The organism is Psychrobacter sp. TS_SC_6, from assembly GCF_056156305.1.
Genome location: NZ_CM149590.1, coordinates 2,619,501 through 2,636,419, shown reverse-complemented (window position 1 = coordinate 2,636,419; position 16,919 = coordinate 2,619,501). Strand labels below are relative to the sequence as shown.

Sequence of the window (16,919 nt, the reverse complement as noted above, 5' to 3'; positions counted from 1 at the left end):
AAGGTATTACCTAATCAAGAGCCTTCATCAATACGTACCAGTTTTATAGTGCCATCAGCACCCGTTACACGGCGATATCGAGTTGTGCTTGAGTTTGATGGGCTGATCGCTGTAGGCTGCGAGTAGCTATTAGGTGTGGTATTTTGCTGTTGAATCAATTGTCCCATACGATCAGCAGACGCGGGGTTTAAAGGACGACTGTTTGTTGGCGGGTTATATGGATTGCCGTATTGCGAAGTATTAGGCGCCGTATTACCAACGATGGCACGATAGAATTTCTGCCCTGCACGTCCATCAGCTGGAAAAATGCCACGGCTAGACTGGTACTGCTGAATAGCCGTACGAGTATTATCACCGATAATGCCATCGACGGCGCCGATATCATATCCTGCATTTAATAATGCTTGCTGAATCGCTCTGGATTCTTGGCGACCAATACCAGGATCGTCAGTTGGCCATGCCGTGATAAAGTCAGTTTTACTGCTACTCTCGCGAGTAATCAAATCTGATAAATGGGCAATCGCCAGTGCATAGCTTTCTGAGGCATTATAAGAATAGAACGTATCAAAGTTTTTACCGACTAAGAATGCAGGGCCGTCAGGACCTGCTGGTAATAATAATCCAGCACTACTCAAGTCAGAAGGGAGTGGGCTGCCATTAGCAAGGGTTAAGCCTTGATTGCGCCAGTGGCTCATCGATTTTTTATCCTTACGATTGGACGCTGCCCAAAATCCACTTGGCAGTTTTACCTCATAACCCCATGCTTCGCCTGAACGGTAGCCACGTTTATCTAAGAAGTTTGCTGTAGAGGCAAGTGCATCGGGGACGCTATTGACCAAGTCGCGGCGACCATCGCCATCGAAGTCGACTGCCAACTCTAAAAACGTACTTGGCATAAATTGCGTCTGACCAAACGCGCCTGCCCATGAACCTGTCATATCGCTTGGCGCAATATCACCGTTTTGTACGATTTTTAGTGCATTGGCATATTCGCCTTGGAAGTAGCTTTGGCGGCGATCAAAGCAAGATAGGGTCGCTAAAGATTCAAACAAAGGTTTTTTGCCCAATGTCTGTCCAAAGTTGGACTCCACGCCCCAAACGCCCAATACGTGTTCGGCTTTAACCCCATAACGCGATTCAATTTTACGCAACGTATCTGCCCATTGACGTTTGGCACGGATACCATCTTCTACTCGTTCAGTATCAACGAGCGAAGATAAATAATCCCAGACGTCTTTTTGAAATTCAGGTTGATAGTTTAGCGACTGAATCACACTCGGATCAGGCTGCGATGGGCGATAGTTATTAAAAGTATAGCTATCGACGCCACGAAATTTGCTAGAGCTTTTTAGTCCATCTAGACACTGCTGAAACTGAGCATTAGACAAGTTTGGTGCGTCTGGCTTGGCAGCTTGAGCGGTGCTGGCAAGACTTAAGCCAATCGCTGCTGTCAATAAAGATAAGGTGGATAAGGAATTCAAGCGCATAAAAATATCCTATAAGCGTCGAGGTAGCTGTTAAAAAAACAGTTACTAGAAATTAGTTATTAGAAAGTAAAACAAAGCGTTTAAAAGTCGATTTTACTTAGAGTAACCAATCTCCATAGTAAAGAAAAGGTATCGTAGCACTCGGTTACTATAAGCTGACGTTTGCGTGAGTTTAGAATAGGGTTTTAGAAAAATATAGCATTACATAATTTTAGGAAAGGCTCTGGCTTTAATGTAGGTGATGAATTTTCCAGGTGTTTTACAAAGCTATTTCGCTAAAATGATATCCAACTCCTCAATAAAATTATGAATACGCGCTGCGTTTTTACCCAAATCGCTACTGCCAACCCGCGATTTACTACGGATATCAACCAGACGCTCGCTACCATTATCGTTGATACGTACAACGATATCATCTTTAAAACCGAACCACGCCGTAGTATCTGTTGCTTCAACAATACCTTTATTAGTATCGATATTGACAAGCTCCCAACCTAAATTATCGATAGCTTGTTTGGTTGCCTTAACCAATTCAGCTTTTGATTGTGAATAGACTAGCGTTTTTAGTTCCGGATAGCCTTGACGTTGTTGCTCGGCAATTGCTTCACCAGCGTAAGCGACTGGATTGGGTGCGTCAGCGCGTAGCGGAGCAATAGCGACAAACTCAGGTGGGTTGATTAAGTCAGTTGAAATATCATGAATAGGCGCTACGCTTTTGCCCTTACTCAGCATGCTAAGTGGTAATCCGAGAGCAACGGCGGATAACGCAATGCTGACTAACACATTGGCATGCGTTAGTGTATTTCGCTTAAATATAACTTGTAATACGAGTAACACAATCGCTGCAACAGCAGTCAATATGCCATATTTAAATCCTGTAAAAACCGTACCTAATTCAATGATGTCATACTTATAAAGAGGGGCTGTCAATACGACTAATAAGAAAGCAATGAGACTTACGAAACCCACTAAAATTTTCATCAGATTTCTCGCTTATGGTTTATTCAACAACCAAACATGCTCTGTCACTGCCATCTCAGGTGCGGCGTTCAAAGTCGATGATTCGCCCTCAAGGTCTTGAATTTGATAGTGAGCGCTATAGTACTGCTGGATTTGCTCATGACTGATTGAAAAGGGCGGTCCTGCTCGCTTATTTTGGTCGTAATTGAGTGTCAGTAATAATTGAGGAGCGTTTTGACTGAGGTCGATGACTTGCTGACTATATTGCGGGCGCAACTCTTCTGGCATCGCAATTAATGCTGCTCGATCGTAGACCGCATCAACGCGACCAACATCATTAGTACGTAGCATAAATATATCTGCAACCCATAACGCTATTGTTTGTCCTGATAACTGCCCTTGATAGCATTTAATATTTGAATTTTCACCATGCGCTTTTATCGTATAAGAGATGTTATTTTCAGCAAAAAATTCCTGTACCGCTGATTCAACCAATTCAACGCCAACCATATCAAAACCCTGATTGGCTAGCCAAATCATATCAATAGATTTGCCACATAAAGGGATGAATATACGGCTTCCGATGGCCATTTTTAAATCTGAAAAGTATTTAATCAATAAGGGATTTGCTTTAGGCTGATTAAAGCCGATGCGTTTTTCTTTCCAGCGTGCTTGCCAAAATTCTGGATTCATTGCTTTAGCCTTCAGTTATCAGGATTTCTATTATCAGTTATTTTTTACAGTCGATGCATTATCATAACTTGTCGCTTGATATTGTCAAAGTCATTAACGCCAATAAAATTATCAGAAATTAAAAAAGCCAAATACTTATACTATAAGCATTTGGCTTTTATTAAATAGTAGATTAAGACATGTCTGAAACGAATAAATTGTTAGGCAATGTGATGCTTAGCTCACCATATATTGACTGAATTCTTTACGCAGTTTGGCAAGCTTTGGTGGTATGGCGAAGTTGCAATAAGCTTGTCCTGGGTTGCGATTAAAGAAGTCTTGATGTGTCTCTTCTGCTTGATAAAACTCAACCGTAGGATGTACTTCGGTCACCACATTTATACCCATGTCACGCAATTTGTTAATGGTACGATCAACCGTTGGCTTTTGATCTTCGTCTGTGTAAAACACGACGCTACGATATTGGCTACCGACATCATTACCTTGACGATCCATTGTGGTGGGATCATGGGTCGCAAAGAAGACATCAAGTATCACTTCTAATGGGACAATTGATTCGTCAAATTCGATTTTAATCACTTCAACGTGACCAGTATCCCCACCGCAGACTGCTTCATAGTTGGCTGATACCGCATCGCCGCCCATATAACCTGATATTACAGACTGTACGCCTTTTACGGATAAAAATACCGACTCGGTGCACCAAAAGCAGCCGCCACCTAATACGATTGTTTGCATAATTTTTTCCTATTTTTATCGATATGAGCCAAATGCTGATTACTCAGCAGTACGTATTTAGCTTAGCAGGGCATCTAGCCGCGATAAGTAACAAACAGTAATGTTATAATGGGCTTTTGCTACGTTCGCCTACTCTTGATTAACGGATTGGGTAAAATGCATAAATATATTCTAATGTCAGCTTTATTATTACAAAATGAGTCGCCCCATGAGCCAACCTGATCCCGCTAAACACGACATCTTATTTACCACGCCACTGGATAAAGCGGCGCGTTTTTCTTTTGATGAGCAAGTGGTGGCGTGTTTCCCCGATATGATTCGCCGTAGTGTGCCCGGTTATGGTCAGGTATTGGCCATGCTGCCCATATTTGCCCGTCGGCACTGCAAGTATCGTCAGCAAAGCGACAAGGGTCAGCGTGTTAGCCGCGTTTATGACTTGGGTTGTTCGTTGGGTGCTGCCAGTATGACGTTGGCTGGCGAGTTTGATCCGCAAGATTTGCAGATCAAAGCCATTGATATCTCGCCTGCGATGACCACTGAAGCGACTACTTTATTAAGTGATAATTATCCTGAGCATGATATCGAAGTCATTACTGCGGATATTAGAGATATCGAGCTTGAGCCCTGCGACATGGTGATTTTAAATTTAACGTTACAGTTTTTGCCAGCCGCTGATAGAGTAGCAGTATTAGAAAAGATTTATGCCGCGTTAAGTGAAGGCGGCATACTAGTATTGACGGAAAAAACGCACGCGTTTGATGAGCAGTATGACGCGTGGTTGGTTGAGCGTTATTACGATTTTAAACGCGCCAATGGCTATACCGAAATGGAAATCAGCGGCAAACGTAATGCGCTAGAGAATGTGCTTATTACGGATACTTTAGATGAGCACCATGCGCGGCTAGATCAAGTTGGTTTTCAGCGACATTTGACGTGGTTTCAGTTTTTAAACTTTGTCTCTATCGTGGCGTTTAAATAATGCTGACAAGCCATGAAAATAACGTTTAACTTTTTAAAAAATAACTTTCATATTGTTTTTGATTCACATGGTAATCTGCGCTTATGCTTAACGACACGATCACGCACGCCGAACGCGAACTGTATTTAACCCTATTAGAACTGGCCCAGCAGCAGCCGAGCGCTTATGAATGGCTGACGCGACTACCAACATGGTTGAATGCTATCAAGGACAAAGCCAACTATGCCCATGCACCGGCTTATCAAGCATCAGTGGCGCGTTTACCACAGTTGACGGTTAATCATGTCGATCTCAATAGCGATACATTGACGATTGATGCGAGTCTTAATCAGTCTCAGCATAAACAAACGACAGCGTTATTAAAGCAGCTGATGCCGTGGCGCAAAGGGCCTTTTCAGATTGGTAATGATGAATCGTCGATAAAGATTGATACCGAGTGGCACAGTGATTGGAAGTGGCAGCGAGTCGCGCCGCATTTAAGCAGTTTAAAAGGTCGACGTGTTTTAGATGTCGGTGGCGGTTCTGGTTATCATGGCTGGCGCATGGCTGGTGCTGGGGCAGACACAGTCATTATCATTGATCCGTCTTGTTTGTTTTATCATCAATTTATGGCGATTCGGCATTTTGTCGGTAGTGCTGATGCTCATACTCATGTTCATGGTACAGGCCGTTATCGGACCCATTATATTCCTGTGCCACTTGAAGCATTGCCAGAGCATAGCCAGTTATTTGATACAGTGTTCAGTATGGGCGTGCTTTATCATCGTCTGTCGCCATTTGAGCATTTACAGCAGCTAAGAGGACAGCTGATAAAAGGCGGCGAGCTGGTACTTGAGACGTTAGTTATTGAAGGCGATGCCAATACCGTACTAGTGCCGCATGATCGCTATGCTCAAATGAATAACGTATATTTTTTACCTTCAGTTGCCGCATTAACTGGCTGGCTAGAAAAAGCGGGATTCTCAGACGTGCGTTGCGTCGATGTAGCCGTCACCTCAGTTGAGGAACAACGTAAAACGGAATGGATGACGTATCATTCGTTAGCAGATTTTTTAGATCCCAATGACGCAACAAAGACCATTGAAGGCTATCCTGCGCCGATGCGTGCTACTCTAATTGCAAAAAAATGATTGTCAAAGCAATAAATTTTCGATGCTTCTTAGATAAACCACCGTGTAAATGCCATTTCTAACAATATTTTTAAGATAAAACCGATAAAACCAGCACCAAGTGCCAAAAACATCCAAAATGTACCCGCGCGCCCTGCATCAGACTGTTTTGATAAGTCCCAAATAATAAAGAATAAAAAGGCAATAAAAATGGGCAGTAAGATGTAAAGCCCCCAACTGGTAACGGTACTGGCAGCAATGGCAAACATAATTTTATCCTATATCTAAAGTCAAAAAATACCATGTTCTCTGTTCGTTACTTGATTGCTTTTTAATGAAATACTTACAAATAGTTGAATAAATATTTAAGCGTCACGATATCTAGAGAAAGTAGCCAATAAATGGCGTTATTATAACGTGGAATAGGCTGGGTATGAATGTTTCATCAACTTTGGGAAACAGGAACGCTACAATAACTCTGACCTATAAGCCATCTGCCAATTATAATAACCATTAAACGTCAAATAAACCCTAGCATCTTGCTATAAATAGCATTTTATCGCTATTTTTAGTCCAGATAGTGCAATAGCAGGTAAAGGTTGTTATATTTGCAGGTTACTTATCTTTTTATCGTATTTTATATTCCACTACTTTTATTGTTTATTTATCCGAGTTTATAGTCCTATGTCACAAGCCCAAATCGATACGCTTACCTCACTGTTTGACAGTGCGATCGCAGTCCTAAAAAATGACGGCGAATTACCGGCTGATTGGCAAAATAATAGCCAAATTACGCGTACCAAAGATACCAGTCATGGTGACTTTGCCAGCAATATTGCCCTAACAGCTGCTAAAGCTGCCAAAGCCAATCCGCGCCAAGTGGCTGAAAAAATCGTCAATGCATTGCCTCAGAATCAAGACATCCGCCAAATAGAAATCGCGGGACCAGGGTTTATCAATGTATTTTTGAATACTGAAGCCAAGTTTGCCGTGTTAGATGATATCTTCAATTTGCAAAATGGCTTTGGCTTAAGCAAGCAGTTTGACGGACAAAAAATACAGGTCGAATTTGTCTCTGCTAACCCAACTTCTAGCTTACACGTTGGTCACGGTCGCGGTGCCGCATTTGGTATGAGCGTATCAAACTTGCTTGAGGCGATTGGCTATGATGTCACGCGTGAGTATTATGTCAATGATGCCGGTCGCCAGATGGATATCTTAGCGACCAGTACTTATTTGCGCTATCTAGAAACCAATGGTGAGACGGTCACCTTCCCCGTCAACGGCTATCAAGGCGACTATGTCAGTGATATTGCTCAGACATTAAAGACGCAGTATGCTGATACTTACGTACATCGTTTCGCAGACATTGCCGAGAACGTGCCAGAAGATGCGCAGTTCGAAATAAGTGACGATGGCGAAAAAGTACTGCTATCAGGTGATAAAGAAGCCCATATCGATGGTCTAATTGCCAATAGTAAAGCTTTACTTGGTAATGGTTATGAGCTTTTTTTAAACGCTGCTTTGAGCAGTATTTTGGCTGATATCAAAGACGATCTAAGTGACTTCGGTGTGAGTTATGAATGCTGGTTTAGCGAAAGATCGATTGATAGTGAGATTGAGCCAGTCTTACAGATTTTAGAGGACAAAGGCTATCTCTACGAAAAAGACGGCAATATTTGGTTTAAGTCGACGGATTTTGGCGATGAAAAAGACCGTGTCGTACGCCGCGCTAATGGGCAAAGCACCTATTTTGCCTCTGATATCGCCTATCATAAAAATAAATTCGATCGTGGTTTTGACAAAGTAGTGAACGTTTGGGGTGCAGACCATCATGGTTATGTACCGCGCGTAAAAGCGGCTTTATTGGCGCTTGGTATTGATGCCGATCGTTTAGATGTGGTGTTGGTGCAGTTTGTCGCATTATGGCGCGGTGATGAAAAAGTTCAAATGTCATCACGCTCGGGTAAGTTTGTGACCTTACGTGAGCTGCGTCATGAAGTTGGTAATGATGCCGCACGTTTTTATTATGTGGCGCGTAAGCCTGAAGTACACGTTGATTTTGACTTAGAGCTTGCAAAATCGCAAAGTAAAGACAACTTGGTTTATTACATTCAATATGCACATGCTCGCGTTTGCCGTGTGTTAGAAAAACTACAAGCCAGCGGTTTAAGTGTGGATGATGCGATAGGTGCGGCGCAGCAAGAATTACTTGTTGCACCAAGTGAAGAGGAGCTCATTAAGCTACTTGCCGCTTATCCTGCTACCTTGATGCGCTCAGCGACAGGTTATGAGCCACACATCTTGACTAACTACCTTAAAGAGTTGGCGGCGTTATTCCATGGTTGGTACGACAGCAATCGTATTTTGCCTGTGAGCCTGACTTCAGGTGAGACACCAAGCGCCGATGAGATGGCGTTGATGCAAGCTCGTTTACGCTTATCTAAAGCAGTACGCCAAGTTATCAGTAACGGGCTTGGTCTATTAGGGCTGTCTGCACCGTCTAGCATGTAAAAAGCTGGCAACTAATAGTAATAATTCCATAATGACAGATAGATTCAGTAGGGAGAATGCGATCCATGTTAGCCAAAAAACCAAAAGGTGCCACTGAAAAGCGCAAAACAAGTAGTGCGTCAGGCTTATTATGGATGTTTGTTGGTGCAGTGTTGACGCTGATGATTGGGGTATTCTTATATCTGTCACCATGGTTTAATTTTAGTCCTGCTGATACGGCTGGAGATCCTAATAAGCAAATACAGCAAAGAGTGGATCCTGATGCCGACAATGGTGATTATGAATTCTATGATATTTTACCCAATCAAGAAATGGCAACCGTCCCTGATGAAGAATTTGACAAGACCGACAATGACCAGTTAGGTGAAATCATTGATTTTGAACCGGATGTGATTGTCAATCAAACTGATAGTAATGTGCCTAATACTAATGATGGTACGGATAATATTTCTGAAGGTACAACCAGTTCGCCAAATGCTGGCGCAGCTACTGGTAATGATGATATCGTTATTATTGAAGAAGATGCGACCTACGATGGTATGCCAGCGACAAGCAATCCGAGCACTAATGCAAATAAACCCAATGCAGGCAATTCAGGTACTCAAGCTGCTAAACCTGCTGCTACGTATATCTTACAAATTAACAGTTTTGGTGATGCTGATGAAGCAGACCGTCGCCGTGCGCAAGTACTGATGGCAGGTGTCGATGCGAAAGTCGTCAAAAATACTACTGGTAATGGTTTACCTATCTATCAGGTAATCTCACGCCCGATGAACAGTCGTCAAGCCGTTGCTACTGCTCAGCAGCGCCTGCAAAATACTGGAATTGATTCTATTATCGTTGAACAACGTCGTTAGTTTGAGATTGATTTGATTGTTTAGAAAAAAAGCGTCACAGTGGCGCTTTTTTTATACGTTTTTTTTGCTGCTAGCGGCGTATTTTTTCTAAGCTTGACCCACTATATTGAAATTTTTTATTGCCACACTAACCGAGAGTATCGCTATGACGGTATTTAATTCAGCAGTAACCACGCACAGTCCTTTTAAAGCATTTTTTCAAAAATACTTTATTGATGCATTTACTGGTATGGCTTTAGGGCTTTTTGTCACCTTAATAGCGGGTCTGATCATCTCGCAAATCGGTGGCTGGCTAAATATTCCAACATTGATTGCCGTCGGGAAATTGGCGTCTGTGTTAATGGGCGCGGGCATCGGTGTCGGCATTGCTTATTATCTAAAAGCGCCAACTTTGGTCATGCTTAGCTGCTTGGTCGCTGGTATGTTGGGCGCTCACTCTGAAGCTTTGATGGCAGGTAATCTATTTATTGCTCAAGAGGCAGGTCCGGCAACCTTTGCTGCGCTACCGGGTAATCCAATTGGTGCCTATTTGGCATCTGTTTTTGCCTATCGCGCTGGTACATGGGTTGCAGGCAAGACCAAGCTTGATATTCTACTGGTACCTTTACTGGTCTGCGCGGTGGCATTAGCCGTATGTGCACTACTCAATCCTCCTGTCGTTGCTGCGGTCAATGCCATTGGTCAAGGGATTCAAGCGGCAACTACTTTACAGCCATTATTAATGGGTATTGTGATTGCTGTCGTCGTCGGTATGTTGCTAACGATGCCGACATCGAGTGCGGCGATTTGTATTACTATTGGACTTGGCGGAGTTGCAGGTGGGGCGGCAGTGGTAGGCTGTGCGGCGCATATGATTGGCTTTGCCGTCGCCAGCTTTAAGGACAATGGCATAAGTGGGGTGGTGTCCCAAGGTCTTGGCACTAGCATGCTACAGATTCCTAATGTGCTCAGAAAACCCATTGTTTTATTACCGGCTGTTATAGCAAGTGCTATCGTCGGTCCGATAGCGACCGTCGGCTTTGAGCTAGCATGTACGGCTACAGGCGCAGGTATGGGAACCGCAGGACTGGTTGGCGTATTTGGCGTGATTGAAGCGTCACAAGATATTATGAGTACTGGTCAATTATGGACGGCGATTATTTTATTGATGTTTATATTGCCCGCTGTGATTGCTGGCATCGTGGCTTATGCGATGCGCCGTCTTGGTTGGTTGGTCGAGGGCGATATGAAACTGCCTTAACATTCATTAAAGAATGAAAAGAATTTATTAAAAAGTAAGGTTTAAGGAAGAGCTCAGGAAAATCAAAAAGTCCGGTTATCTAAAGTATAGTCAGGGAAAAGCAATATCGATACATAACGTACTGCTGATATCAATTTTTCTTGCTTGCTGTGCCTATGCAGACAGAGGCTGCAAAAACTGATACCAGTAGTACAGGACTGTTGATGTATCGATTTTACTTTTCATTGACTATAAATAATAGGACGGTAGGCATAAAAACGGCGTCTTAGCACAATGAATGCCAGACGCCGTTTTTATCATAAAAGCTTATGAGCGATAACCAAGTAACCTCAATTTGCCACCAACGATAGGCTAAGCAATTTCAGGCGTCTTGCCTTCGTTAATCACTTGTTCATCAACGAGTACGGTCTTAGCATCCTTCATAGAAGGCAGCTCATACATCGTCTCTAACAGAGCATTCTCAACGATAGAGCGCAGTCCACGAGCACCAGTTTTGCGTGCCATCGCTTTTTTGGCAATCGCATCAAGCGCTTCTTTGGTAAACGTAATGTCAGCGCCTTCCATATCAAACAGATACTTATACTGCTTAACCAAGGCGTTTTTAGGTTCCGTTAAAATCTGTACCAATGCATCTTCGTCTAGCTCTCGTAAGGCTGCAAGCACTGGCAGACGACCAATTAATTCAGGAATAAGACCAAATTTAATTAAGTCCTCTGGCTCAACTTGCTGTAGTAGCTCTGAGCTGCGACGGCTATCATCTTTTGAGCTGACATCAGCATTGAAGCCAATGCCTGTCTTTTCAGTACGCTGCTGAATAACTTTATCTAGACCAGCAAATGCGCCACCAACGATAATCAAGATATTGCTGGTATCGACTTGGATCAACTCTTGCTGCGGATGCTTACGACCACCGTGTGGTGGAATAGCTGCGACCGTACCTTCGATGAGTTTTAGCAATGCTTGCTGAACGCCTTCGCCCGATACATCACGGGTGATAGAAGGATTGTCACCTTTTTTGCTGATTTTATCAATCTCATCAATATAGATGATGCCTTGCTCCGCTTTACTTACATCATAATCTGATGCTTGTAATAGCTTTTGCACGATGTTTTCAACGTCTTCGCCGACATAACCGGCTTCGGTTAAGGTTGTGGCATCTGCCATCGCAAACGGCACATCGAGTAGGCGCGCTAAGGTTTGCGCAAGCAAAGTCTTACCAGAACCGGTTGGACCGATCAGTAAGATGTTACTCTTTGCCAATTCTACCATCGCATCATCAGCGCCAATTTTAGCTTTTTTGCTATCATTGGCTAAAGTTTGGCTAACTTTTAGGCGTTTATAATGGTTATAAACCGCAACCGCTAACGCTTTTTTGGCAGCGTCCTGTCCGATGACATATTCATCAAGCTTGGCACGTAGCTCTTTTGGCGTTGGTAGCTTTTTATTGACCCAAGAGGTATCAATGTCGCTATCGTCATCACCATGTTCGTCACTGTCGGCGATAAGGTCAGTACATAGCTCAATACATTCATTACAGATATTGGCATCGTCAGCAGCAATCAGCTGCTTCACTTCACTTTTTTCTTTGCCGCAAAACGAGCACTGCGGGGTGTTATCTTCTGCCATATACAGGCACTCCTAAAATTTTATACTTATAAATATTCTGATGTGTGTATCAACGCTTAAGTGTCTAATATAGAGCACTTAAGCATAAGCAGCGCTACTAGCTACATCGATACAGCTGCTCATAGACTGGCTATTATAAAGAAGCAGGACGACGCTCTAATACTTCATCGATCAGACCATATTCTTTGGCCTCTTTGGCATCTAACCAATAATCACGCTCAACGTCTTTTTCAATTTTGTCTACTGGCTGACCTGTACGCTCAGCCAAAATCTCGTTTAAGCGTGCACGAGTTTTTAGAATCTCACGCGCATTGATTTCGATATCTGATGCTTGACCTTGCGCGCCGCCTGAAGGTTGATGAATCATGACGCGAGCATTGGCTAGGGCATAGCGTTTGCCTTTCTCACCAGCAGCCAACAAGAATGAGCCCATGCTATACGCACCGCCCATACAGATGGTTGATACTTCAGGCTTAATAAAGTTCATCGTATCAAAAATGGCCAAACCAGCACTGACCGAGCCGCCTGGTGAGTTGATATATAAATGAATGTCTTTATCAGGGTTTTCGGCTTCCAAAAATAGCAGCTGCGCCACAATAAGATTGGCCATATGGTCTTCGACTTGACCGGTCAAAAAGATCACGCGCTCACGTAGTAGACGCGAGAAAATATCAAACGAGCGTTCGCCGCGAGCTGACTGCTCAACTACCATAGGAACCAAGGCACTTTGAGTAATGCTCTGCACATGGTTGTGTGCGCTCATCAGCATATCAAAATGCGGGTTGGCAGTGATGCGATCATAATCTGTCATAAAAATATCCTGTTTATAAAGATAGAAAGTAGAAAATCGTTAAATTTTTATTGGTGTTTATCATTGTAAACATTGTCGGTTTATAATAAAACCTATTACGCTAAATAAGACGGGTATCGGATCAATAATTGATAAATAGCGGTAATAAGAGCTATTGGGTTAAAATAATTGAGCTAATGGTAACTTTTTTATCAGAGTAATAGTAACTTTTTCATGTGAAAAATGACTTTCTACTAAGAGCATAGGGGACTTCCTATTAATAGGGCGTTTGTGCCCACTTATCAAGGGTGCTTTCTATAATCTATCCATAAAGATAGCATATAAGCCACCAATAAAAATGCCCTAACAAATTTGTCAGGGCATTTTTAGAGCAATCTTAGCAGTCAGTTCCAGTTAATGGCAAAGAGCTAGATTACATTGCTTGCTGTTGTTGCTGAGCAGCTAATAGGTCTTGGTAGCTAACTTCTTTATCCGTTACTTTGCCTTGACCAATTAGATAGTCTACTACTTGGTCTTCTAGTACAACAGACTCAATGTTCGCGCGCTGTTGCTTATCAGTGGTGTAGTACTCGATTACCTCACTTGGATCTTCGTAGTTTTCAGCCGCTTCTTTGATGAATGTCTCAACGCGAGCCTGATCAACTTCTAAGCCTTTGGTATCGATAATGCGAGCAACGATGATGCCAAGGCGTGCCGCACGTAGTGCTTGCTCTTCGAATAGCTCATTTGGCAGCATGTCTTTATCAAAGCTATCAGCATTGGCGCCGAACTGCTGAGAAAAACGTTGCATCATCATGTTGCGCTGACGATCGATTTCTTGCTCTAGCATAGCGTTTGGTACGTCAAACTCGTTCTTTTCTAACAAAGCGTCAAACGTTGCTTGCTTAACTTGGCTACGCGCCGCGTTTTTGATTTCGCGTTCCATGTTTTTGCGAACGTCGTCCTTTAACTTCTCAACGCCGCCTTCTTTAACACCGAATAGCTCAAGGAACGCATCATCGATTTCTGGTAGCTTAGATTTTTCAACCAATTTTACGTTGATTTTGAACTGAGCTTCTTTACCAGCCAAGTTTTCAGCTTGATAATCTTCTGGGAAAGTGACGTCGATCACTTTCTCTTCGCCAGCTTTCATGCCTTTGATTCCTGCTTCAAAACCAGGAATCATTTGGTTGCTACCGATAACCAGTTTGAAGTCTTCAGCAGAACCGCCTTCGAACTTCTCGCCATCGATAGAGCCTTCGAAGTCAAAAGTTACTTGATTGTCTTTGTCCGCTTTCCCTTTTTTCTCAACGAATTCTTCACGTTGTTTTTGTAGGTTTTCGATCATGGTGTCAACATCAGCTTCATCAACCTTGGCGGTATGACGCTCAACTTCGATTTCATCGATACCTTGTACATCAACTTCTGGGAAGATTTCAACAGTCGCTTGATAAACCAAGAAATCGTCTTCAAGTTTTACGTCGTCGATATTAGGCATGCCAACGGCGCGGATGTCTTCAGATTTGATCGCTTCAAAAACGGTATCACGGATGACGTCGTTGATCACTTCTTGCTGAATGCCAGCACCGTATTGTGCACGGATATGTGACATAGGAACGTTACCTTTACGGAAACCGTCAATCTTGGCAGTTTTCGCAACTTGACGAATACGACCTTCAACTTTGTTTTGAATCTTTTCAACGGGTACTTTGACCGTTAACTGAGTTTCTTTGTTAGAAAGCTTGTTGGTTGTGACTTGTAAATCTGTAGCCATGTTGATTACACCTTTAGGATTAAATAGTACTTCGGATTGAAAAGTACTTAGGGTTAAATAGTAATAGACAACCATGCTGCAAAATACGCGTGTGCTACTGGTTGCCGTTGGAATAAATAGGGGAATAGTGATAGCTATTTTACCACCAATGCCTCAAGCAATCGCCCTTGGTACTGGTATAAAAAATGGTAAATCGTAATAGATGCTATCAAATATCAATCATAAACCGCTAATGGCTCGCATAATAACGCTTTTTGGCGAATTATACAGAAAACTAACGGCTTTCAACAAAATTTTAAAAGTAGAACAGTATAATCTATCTGATTATTAAAGTAAAAATTATCTCTTTCATAGCCGCTCGCACGATTTTGATAAGCCATATTGTGTACTGCCTGCTTATCCAATATGACTATAACGGCAATTGTGCCAATAACTGCTGAATCGCCTGACCACGATGGCTGATGCGGTTTTTATCAGCAGCGCTTAAGCTTGCTGCGCTTGCTTGCAACTCTGGCAACCAAAATAGCGGATCATAACCAAAGCCGCCATCGCCATGCGCTGCTGTTAGAATTTCACCTTGCCATAAACCCTGCGCGATAATCGGTAGCGGATCATCAGCATGACGTACCATCGCTAGTACGCAAACGAACATGCCTTTAATAGGCTCATTAGGGTGCTCATCGCGGATAGGCTGCAATTCAGTGACTAGTTTGGCGTTATTTTTGGCATCATTGCCATGCTCACCGGCATAGCGCGCCGAAAAAATACCCGGTGCGTTGCCCAATACTGGCACACATAAGCCAGAATCATCGGCAATCGCAGGTAGACCACTAATACGACTGGCATGACGGGCTTTTATAAGGGCGTTTTCTACAAAACTCAACCCATCTTCCAGCGCATCCTCGATATCAAGCTGTCCTTGCGGTATCACCGTCACATCCAAATTTGCTTCGGCAAATAGTCTTGTGAACTCAGCAAGCTTGCCTTTATTATTGCTGGCGAGTACCCATGGCTTGTGAGATGTGGGTTGGGTCAAGGGTGGTGATGTACTGATAACGCTCATAAAGGGTATTCCGTCGTGTAATTAGGTCTAAATAATAAAAGAGAGTGATTCATATTAACGTGCTGTTGCTATAGTTTTTTGCCTGTTTTTCGCAAGCGATACTGCTTGCGCTTTACATAACATTTGGTAACTGATATTTGTCGCCACTATTGCTATAATAGCTGCCAAGCTACAGTGAATTATATCTTATAGCTTGTGAATATTTGGTTAATAAAGGCTGACAACGTCAAGTGTTTGGTTTTTGTGCCAAGAGCAAGTAAAGAATAATAGTTAATTTTGGATTCATAATAATACGTGATACTGTGTTCAGTAATACAATGTATTAATCGATAACATTCATTTTAAACAATAAACTCAGCCAATTTAGCCAGCTATTTTATAGGGTTTTTTGCGTGTTAAAAATAGCGTAAAATTCAGTTTCCATAAAATAACAGCTAAAACAGCAAGGATAAAATAACTATGTCAAAGATTACTTTACCAGACCTACCATATGCAAAAGATGCTTTAGAGCCGCACATCAGTGCTGAAACTTTAGAGTTCCATCATGATAAGCATCACAATGCATACGTGACTAAGCTTAACGAGTTGCTACCAGGTTCTGGTCTAGAAGACAAAACTTTGTCAGAAATCATCATAGCAACGGCTAAAGATGACAGCAAGCAAGGTATGTTTAACCAAGCAGCCCAAGTATGGAACCACACGTTCTATTGGAACTGCATGACGCCAACAAACGGCGGCGGCGAACCTACTGGTGACTTGAAAGCGAAAATCGAAGAAGATTTCGGTAGCTATGACAAGTTCCGTGAAGAGTTCAAAAACGCAGCATTGACTCAGTTTGGCTCAGGTTGGGCATGGCTAGTCGCTGATAAAGTCGGTGGCAAATTGTCTATCGCCAAAACAGCTAACGCTGATACACCACTTGCACATGACCAAATCGCGGTATTGACTTGTGATGTATGGGAACATGCTTACTACATCGATTATCGTAACCGTCGTCCTGATTACGTCGACACGTTCCTAGACAAGCTAGTGAACTGGGACTACGCAAACGCAAAATATAAAGGTCAAGATGCTGGTGTTGAAGAGTAA

Annotated in this window: 15 protein-coding genes; 6 read left to right on the top strand and 9 right to left on the bottom strand. The window is 42.7% G+C overall.

Features of this window, described 5'->3' with window-relative positions; genetic code table 11:
• Positions 1-14 precede the first annotated feature (14 nt).
• The 4 genes from AC0J5Y_RS11190 to msrA form a co-directional block, all read right to left on the bottom strand.
• A complete protein-coding gene (locus AC0J5Y_RS11190) occupies positions 15-1,487 on the bottom strand; it encodes a lytic murein transglycosylase (protein ID WP_475130750.1) in 1,473 nt (490 codons plus the stop codon).
• A 267-nt stretch (positions 1,488-1,754) separates the two neighbouring features.
• Positions 1,755-2,468, bottom strand: coding sequence for a DUF1499 domain-containing protein (locus AC0J5Y_RS11185; protein WP_475130749.1), 714 nt, complete (start codon positions 2,466-2,468; stop codon positions 1,755-1,757).
• A gap of 12 nt (positions 2,469-2,480) precedes the next feature.
• Positions 2,481-3,140, bottom strand: a complete 660-nt coding sequence (gene tmpT, locus AC0J5Y_RS11180) for a thiopurine S-methyltransferase (protein ID WP_475130748.1) — start codon at positions 3,138-3,140, stop codon at positions 2,481-2,483.
• Positions 3,141-3,356: 216 nt separating this feature from the next.
• A complete protein-coding gene (msrA, locus tag AC0J5Y_RS11175) occupies positions 3,357-3,878 on the bottom strand; it encodes a peptide-methionine (S)-S-oxide reductase MsrA (RefSeq protein ID WP_475130747.1) in 522 nt (173 codons plus the stop codon).
• Between the two features lie 196 nt (positions 3,879-4,074).
• Here msrA and cmoA point away from each other — a divergent pair, with 196 nt between their 5' ends.
• Both cmoA and cmoB read left to right on the top strand, forming a co-directional pair.
• Positions 4,075-4,857, top strand: coding sequence for a carboxy-S-adenosyl-L-methionine synthase CmoA (cmoA, locus tag AC0J5Y_RS11170; protein WP_475130746.1), 783 nt, complete (start codon positions 4,075-4,077; stop codon positions 4,855-4,857).
• 83 nt (positions 4,858-4,940) lie between these two features.
• The gene (cmoB, locus tag AC0J5Y_RS11165; protein ID WP_475130745.1) at positions 4,941-5,987 is read left to right on the top strand and encodes a tRNA 5-methoxyuridine(34)/uridine 5-oxyacetic acid(34) synthase CmoB; all 1,047 of its coding nucleotides are present in this window, start codon (positions 4,941-4,943) and stop codon (positions 5,985-5,987) included.
• A gap of 29 nt (positions 5,988-6,016) precedes the next feature.
• Here the strand turns inward: cmoB and AC0J5Y_RS11160 are convergent, their stop codons facing one another.
• Positions 6,017-6,235: a DUF2788 domain-containing protein gene (locus AC0J5Y_RS11160; RefSeq protein WP_475130744.1), complete on the bottom strand. Its 219-nt coding sequence runs from the start codon at positions 6,233-6,235 to the stop codon at positions 6,017-6,019.
• Between the two features lie 415 nt (positions 6,236-6,650).
• On the opposite strand from AC0J5Y_RS11160, the gene argS reads away from it, so the two are divergent.
• The 3 genes from argS to AC0J5Y_RS11145 all read left to right on the top strand — a co-directional run bounded on the left by argS (position 6,651) and on the right by AC0J5Y_RS11145 (position 10,577).
• The gene (argS, locus tag AC0J5Y_RS11155) at positions 6,651-8,480 is read left to right on the top strand and encodes an arginine--tRNA ligase (protein WP_475130743.1); all 1,830 of its coding nucleotides are present in this window, start codon (positions 6,651-6,653) and stop codon (positions 8,478-8,480) included.
• A 65-nt stretch (positions 8,481-8,545) separates the two neighbouring features.
• A complete protein-coding gene (locus tag AC0J5Y_RS11150; protein WP_475130742.1) occupies positions 8,546-9,337 on the top strand; it encodes an SPOR domain-containing protein in 792 nt (263 codons plus the stop codon).
• A gap of 145 nt (positions 9,338-9,482) precedes the next feature.
• Complete coding sequence (locus tag AC0J5Y_RS11145) at positions 9,483-10,577, top strand: PTS sugar transporter subunit IIC (RefSeq protein WP_475130741.1); 1,095 nt, start codon at positions 9,483-9,485, stop codon at positions 10,575-10,577.
• 351 nt (positions 10,578-10,928) lie between these two features.
• Here the strand turns inward: AC0J5Y_RS11145 and clpX are convergent, their stop codons facing one another.
• The 4 genes from clpX to rdgB all read right to left on the bottom strand — a co-directional run bounded on the left by clpX (position 10,929) and on the right by rdgB (position 15,830).
• Complete coding sequence (clpX, locus tag AC0J5Y_RS11140; protein WP_475130740.1) at positions 10,929-12,203, bottom strand: ATP-dependent protease ATP-binding subunit ClpX; 1,275 nt, start codon at positions 12,201-12,203, stop codon at positions 10,929-10,931.
• Positions 12,204-12,336: 133 nt separating this feature from the next.
• Positions 12,337-12,966, bottom strand: coding sequence for an ATP-dependent Clp endopeptidase proteolytic subunit ClpP (gene clpP / locus AC0J5Y_RS11135; RefSeq protein ID WP_475132162.1), 630 nt, complete (start codon positions 12,964-12,966; stop codon positions 12,337-12,339).
• Between the two features lie 460 nt (positions 12,967-13,426).
• Entirely contained in the window at positions 13,427-14,767 is a 1,341-nt protein-coding gene (gene tig / locus AC0J5Y_RS11130; RefSeq protein WP_475130739.1) for a trigger factor, read from the bottom strand.
• A 409-nt stretch (positions 14,768-15,176) separates the two neighbouring features.
• Complete coding sequence (gene rdgB, locus AC0J5Y_RS11125; protein ID WP_475130738.1) at positions 15,177-15,830, bottom strand: RdgB/HAM1 family non-canonical purine NTP pyrophosphatase; 654 nt, start codon at positions 15,828-15,830, stop codon at positions 15,177-15,179.
• 459 nt (positions 15,831-16,289) lie between these two features.
• Between rdgB and AC0J5Y_RS11120 the strand changes: the two genes are divergently transcribed.
• Positions 16,290-16,919 (top strand): superoxide dismutase, encoded by a 630-nt coding sequence (locus AC0J5Y_RS11120; protein ID WP_011514541.1) that lies wholly within the window; start codon positions 16,290-16,292, stop codon positions 16,917-16,919.

What these genes read in the sequence shown, in the direction of transcription:
- AC0J5Y_RS11190 (WP_475130750.1), bottom strand. Translation starts at nt 1,487, where the DNA reads ATGCGCTTGAATTCCTTATCCACCTTATCTTTATTGACAGCAGCGATT.
- AC0J5Y_RS11185 (WP_475130749.1), bottom strand. Translation starts at nt 2,468, where the DNA reads ATGAAAATTTTAGTGGGTTTCGTAAGTCTCATTGCTTTCTTATTAGTC.
- tmpT (WP_475130748.1), bottom strand. Translation starts at nt 3,140, where the DNA reads ATGAATCCAGAATTTTGGCAAGCACGCTGGAAAGAAAAACGCATCGGC.
- msrA (WP_475130747.1), bottom strand. Translation starts at nt 3,878, where the DNA reads ATGCAAACAATCGTATTAGGTGGCGGCTGCTTTTGGTGCACCGAGTCG.
- cmoA (WP_475130746.1), top strand. Translation starts at nt 4,075, where the DNA reads ATGAGTCGCCCCATGAGCCAACCTGATCCCGCTAAACACGACATCTTA.
- cmoB (WP_475130745.1), top strand. Translation starts at nt 4,941, where the DNA reads ATGCTTAACGACACGATCACGCACGCCGAACGCGAACTGTATTTAACC.
- AC0J5Y_RS11160 (WP_475130744.1), bottom strand. Translation starts at nt 6,235, where the DNA reads ATGTTTGCCATTGCTGCCAGTACCGTTACCAGTTGGGGGCTTTACATC.
- argS (WP_475130743.1), top strand. Translation starts at nt 6,651, where the DNA reads ATGTCACAAGCCCAAATCGATACGCTTACCTCACTGTTTGACAGTGCG.
- AC0J5Y_RS11150 (WP_475130742.1), top strand. Translation starts at nt 8,546, where the DNA reads ATGTTAGCCAAAAAACCAAAAGGTGCCACTGAAAAGCGCAAAACAAGT.
- AC0J5Y_RS11145 (WP_475130741.1), top strand. Translation starts at nt 9,483, where the DNA reads ATGACGGTATTTAATTCAGCAGTAACCACGCACAGTCCTTTTAAAGCA.
- clpX (WP_475130740.1), bottom strand. Translation starts at nt 12,203, where the DNA reads ATGGCAGAAGATAACACCCCGCAGTGCTCGTTTTGCGGCAAAGAAAAA.
- clpP (WP_475132162.1), bottom strand. Translation starts at nt 12,966, where the DNA reads ATGAGCGCACACAACCATGTGCAGAGCATTACTCAAAGTGCCTTGGTT.
- tig (WP_475130739.1), bottom strand. Translation starts at nt 14,767, where the DNA reads ATGGCTACAGATTTACAAGTCACAACCAACAAGCTTTCTAACAAAGAA.
- rdgB (WP_475130738.1), bottom strand. Translation starts at nt 15,830, where the DNA reads ATGAGCGTTATCAGTACATCACCACCCTTGACCCAACCCACATCTCAC.
- AC0J5Y_RS11120 (WP_011514541.1), top strand. Translation starts at nt 16,290, where the DNA reads ATGTCAAAGATTACTTTACCAGACCTACCATATGCAAAAGATGCTTTA.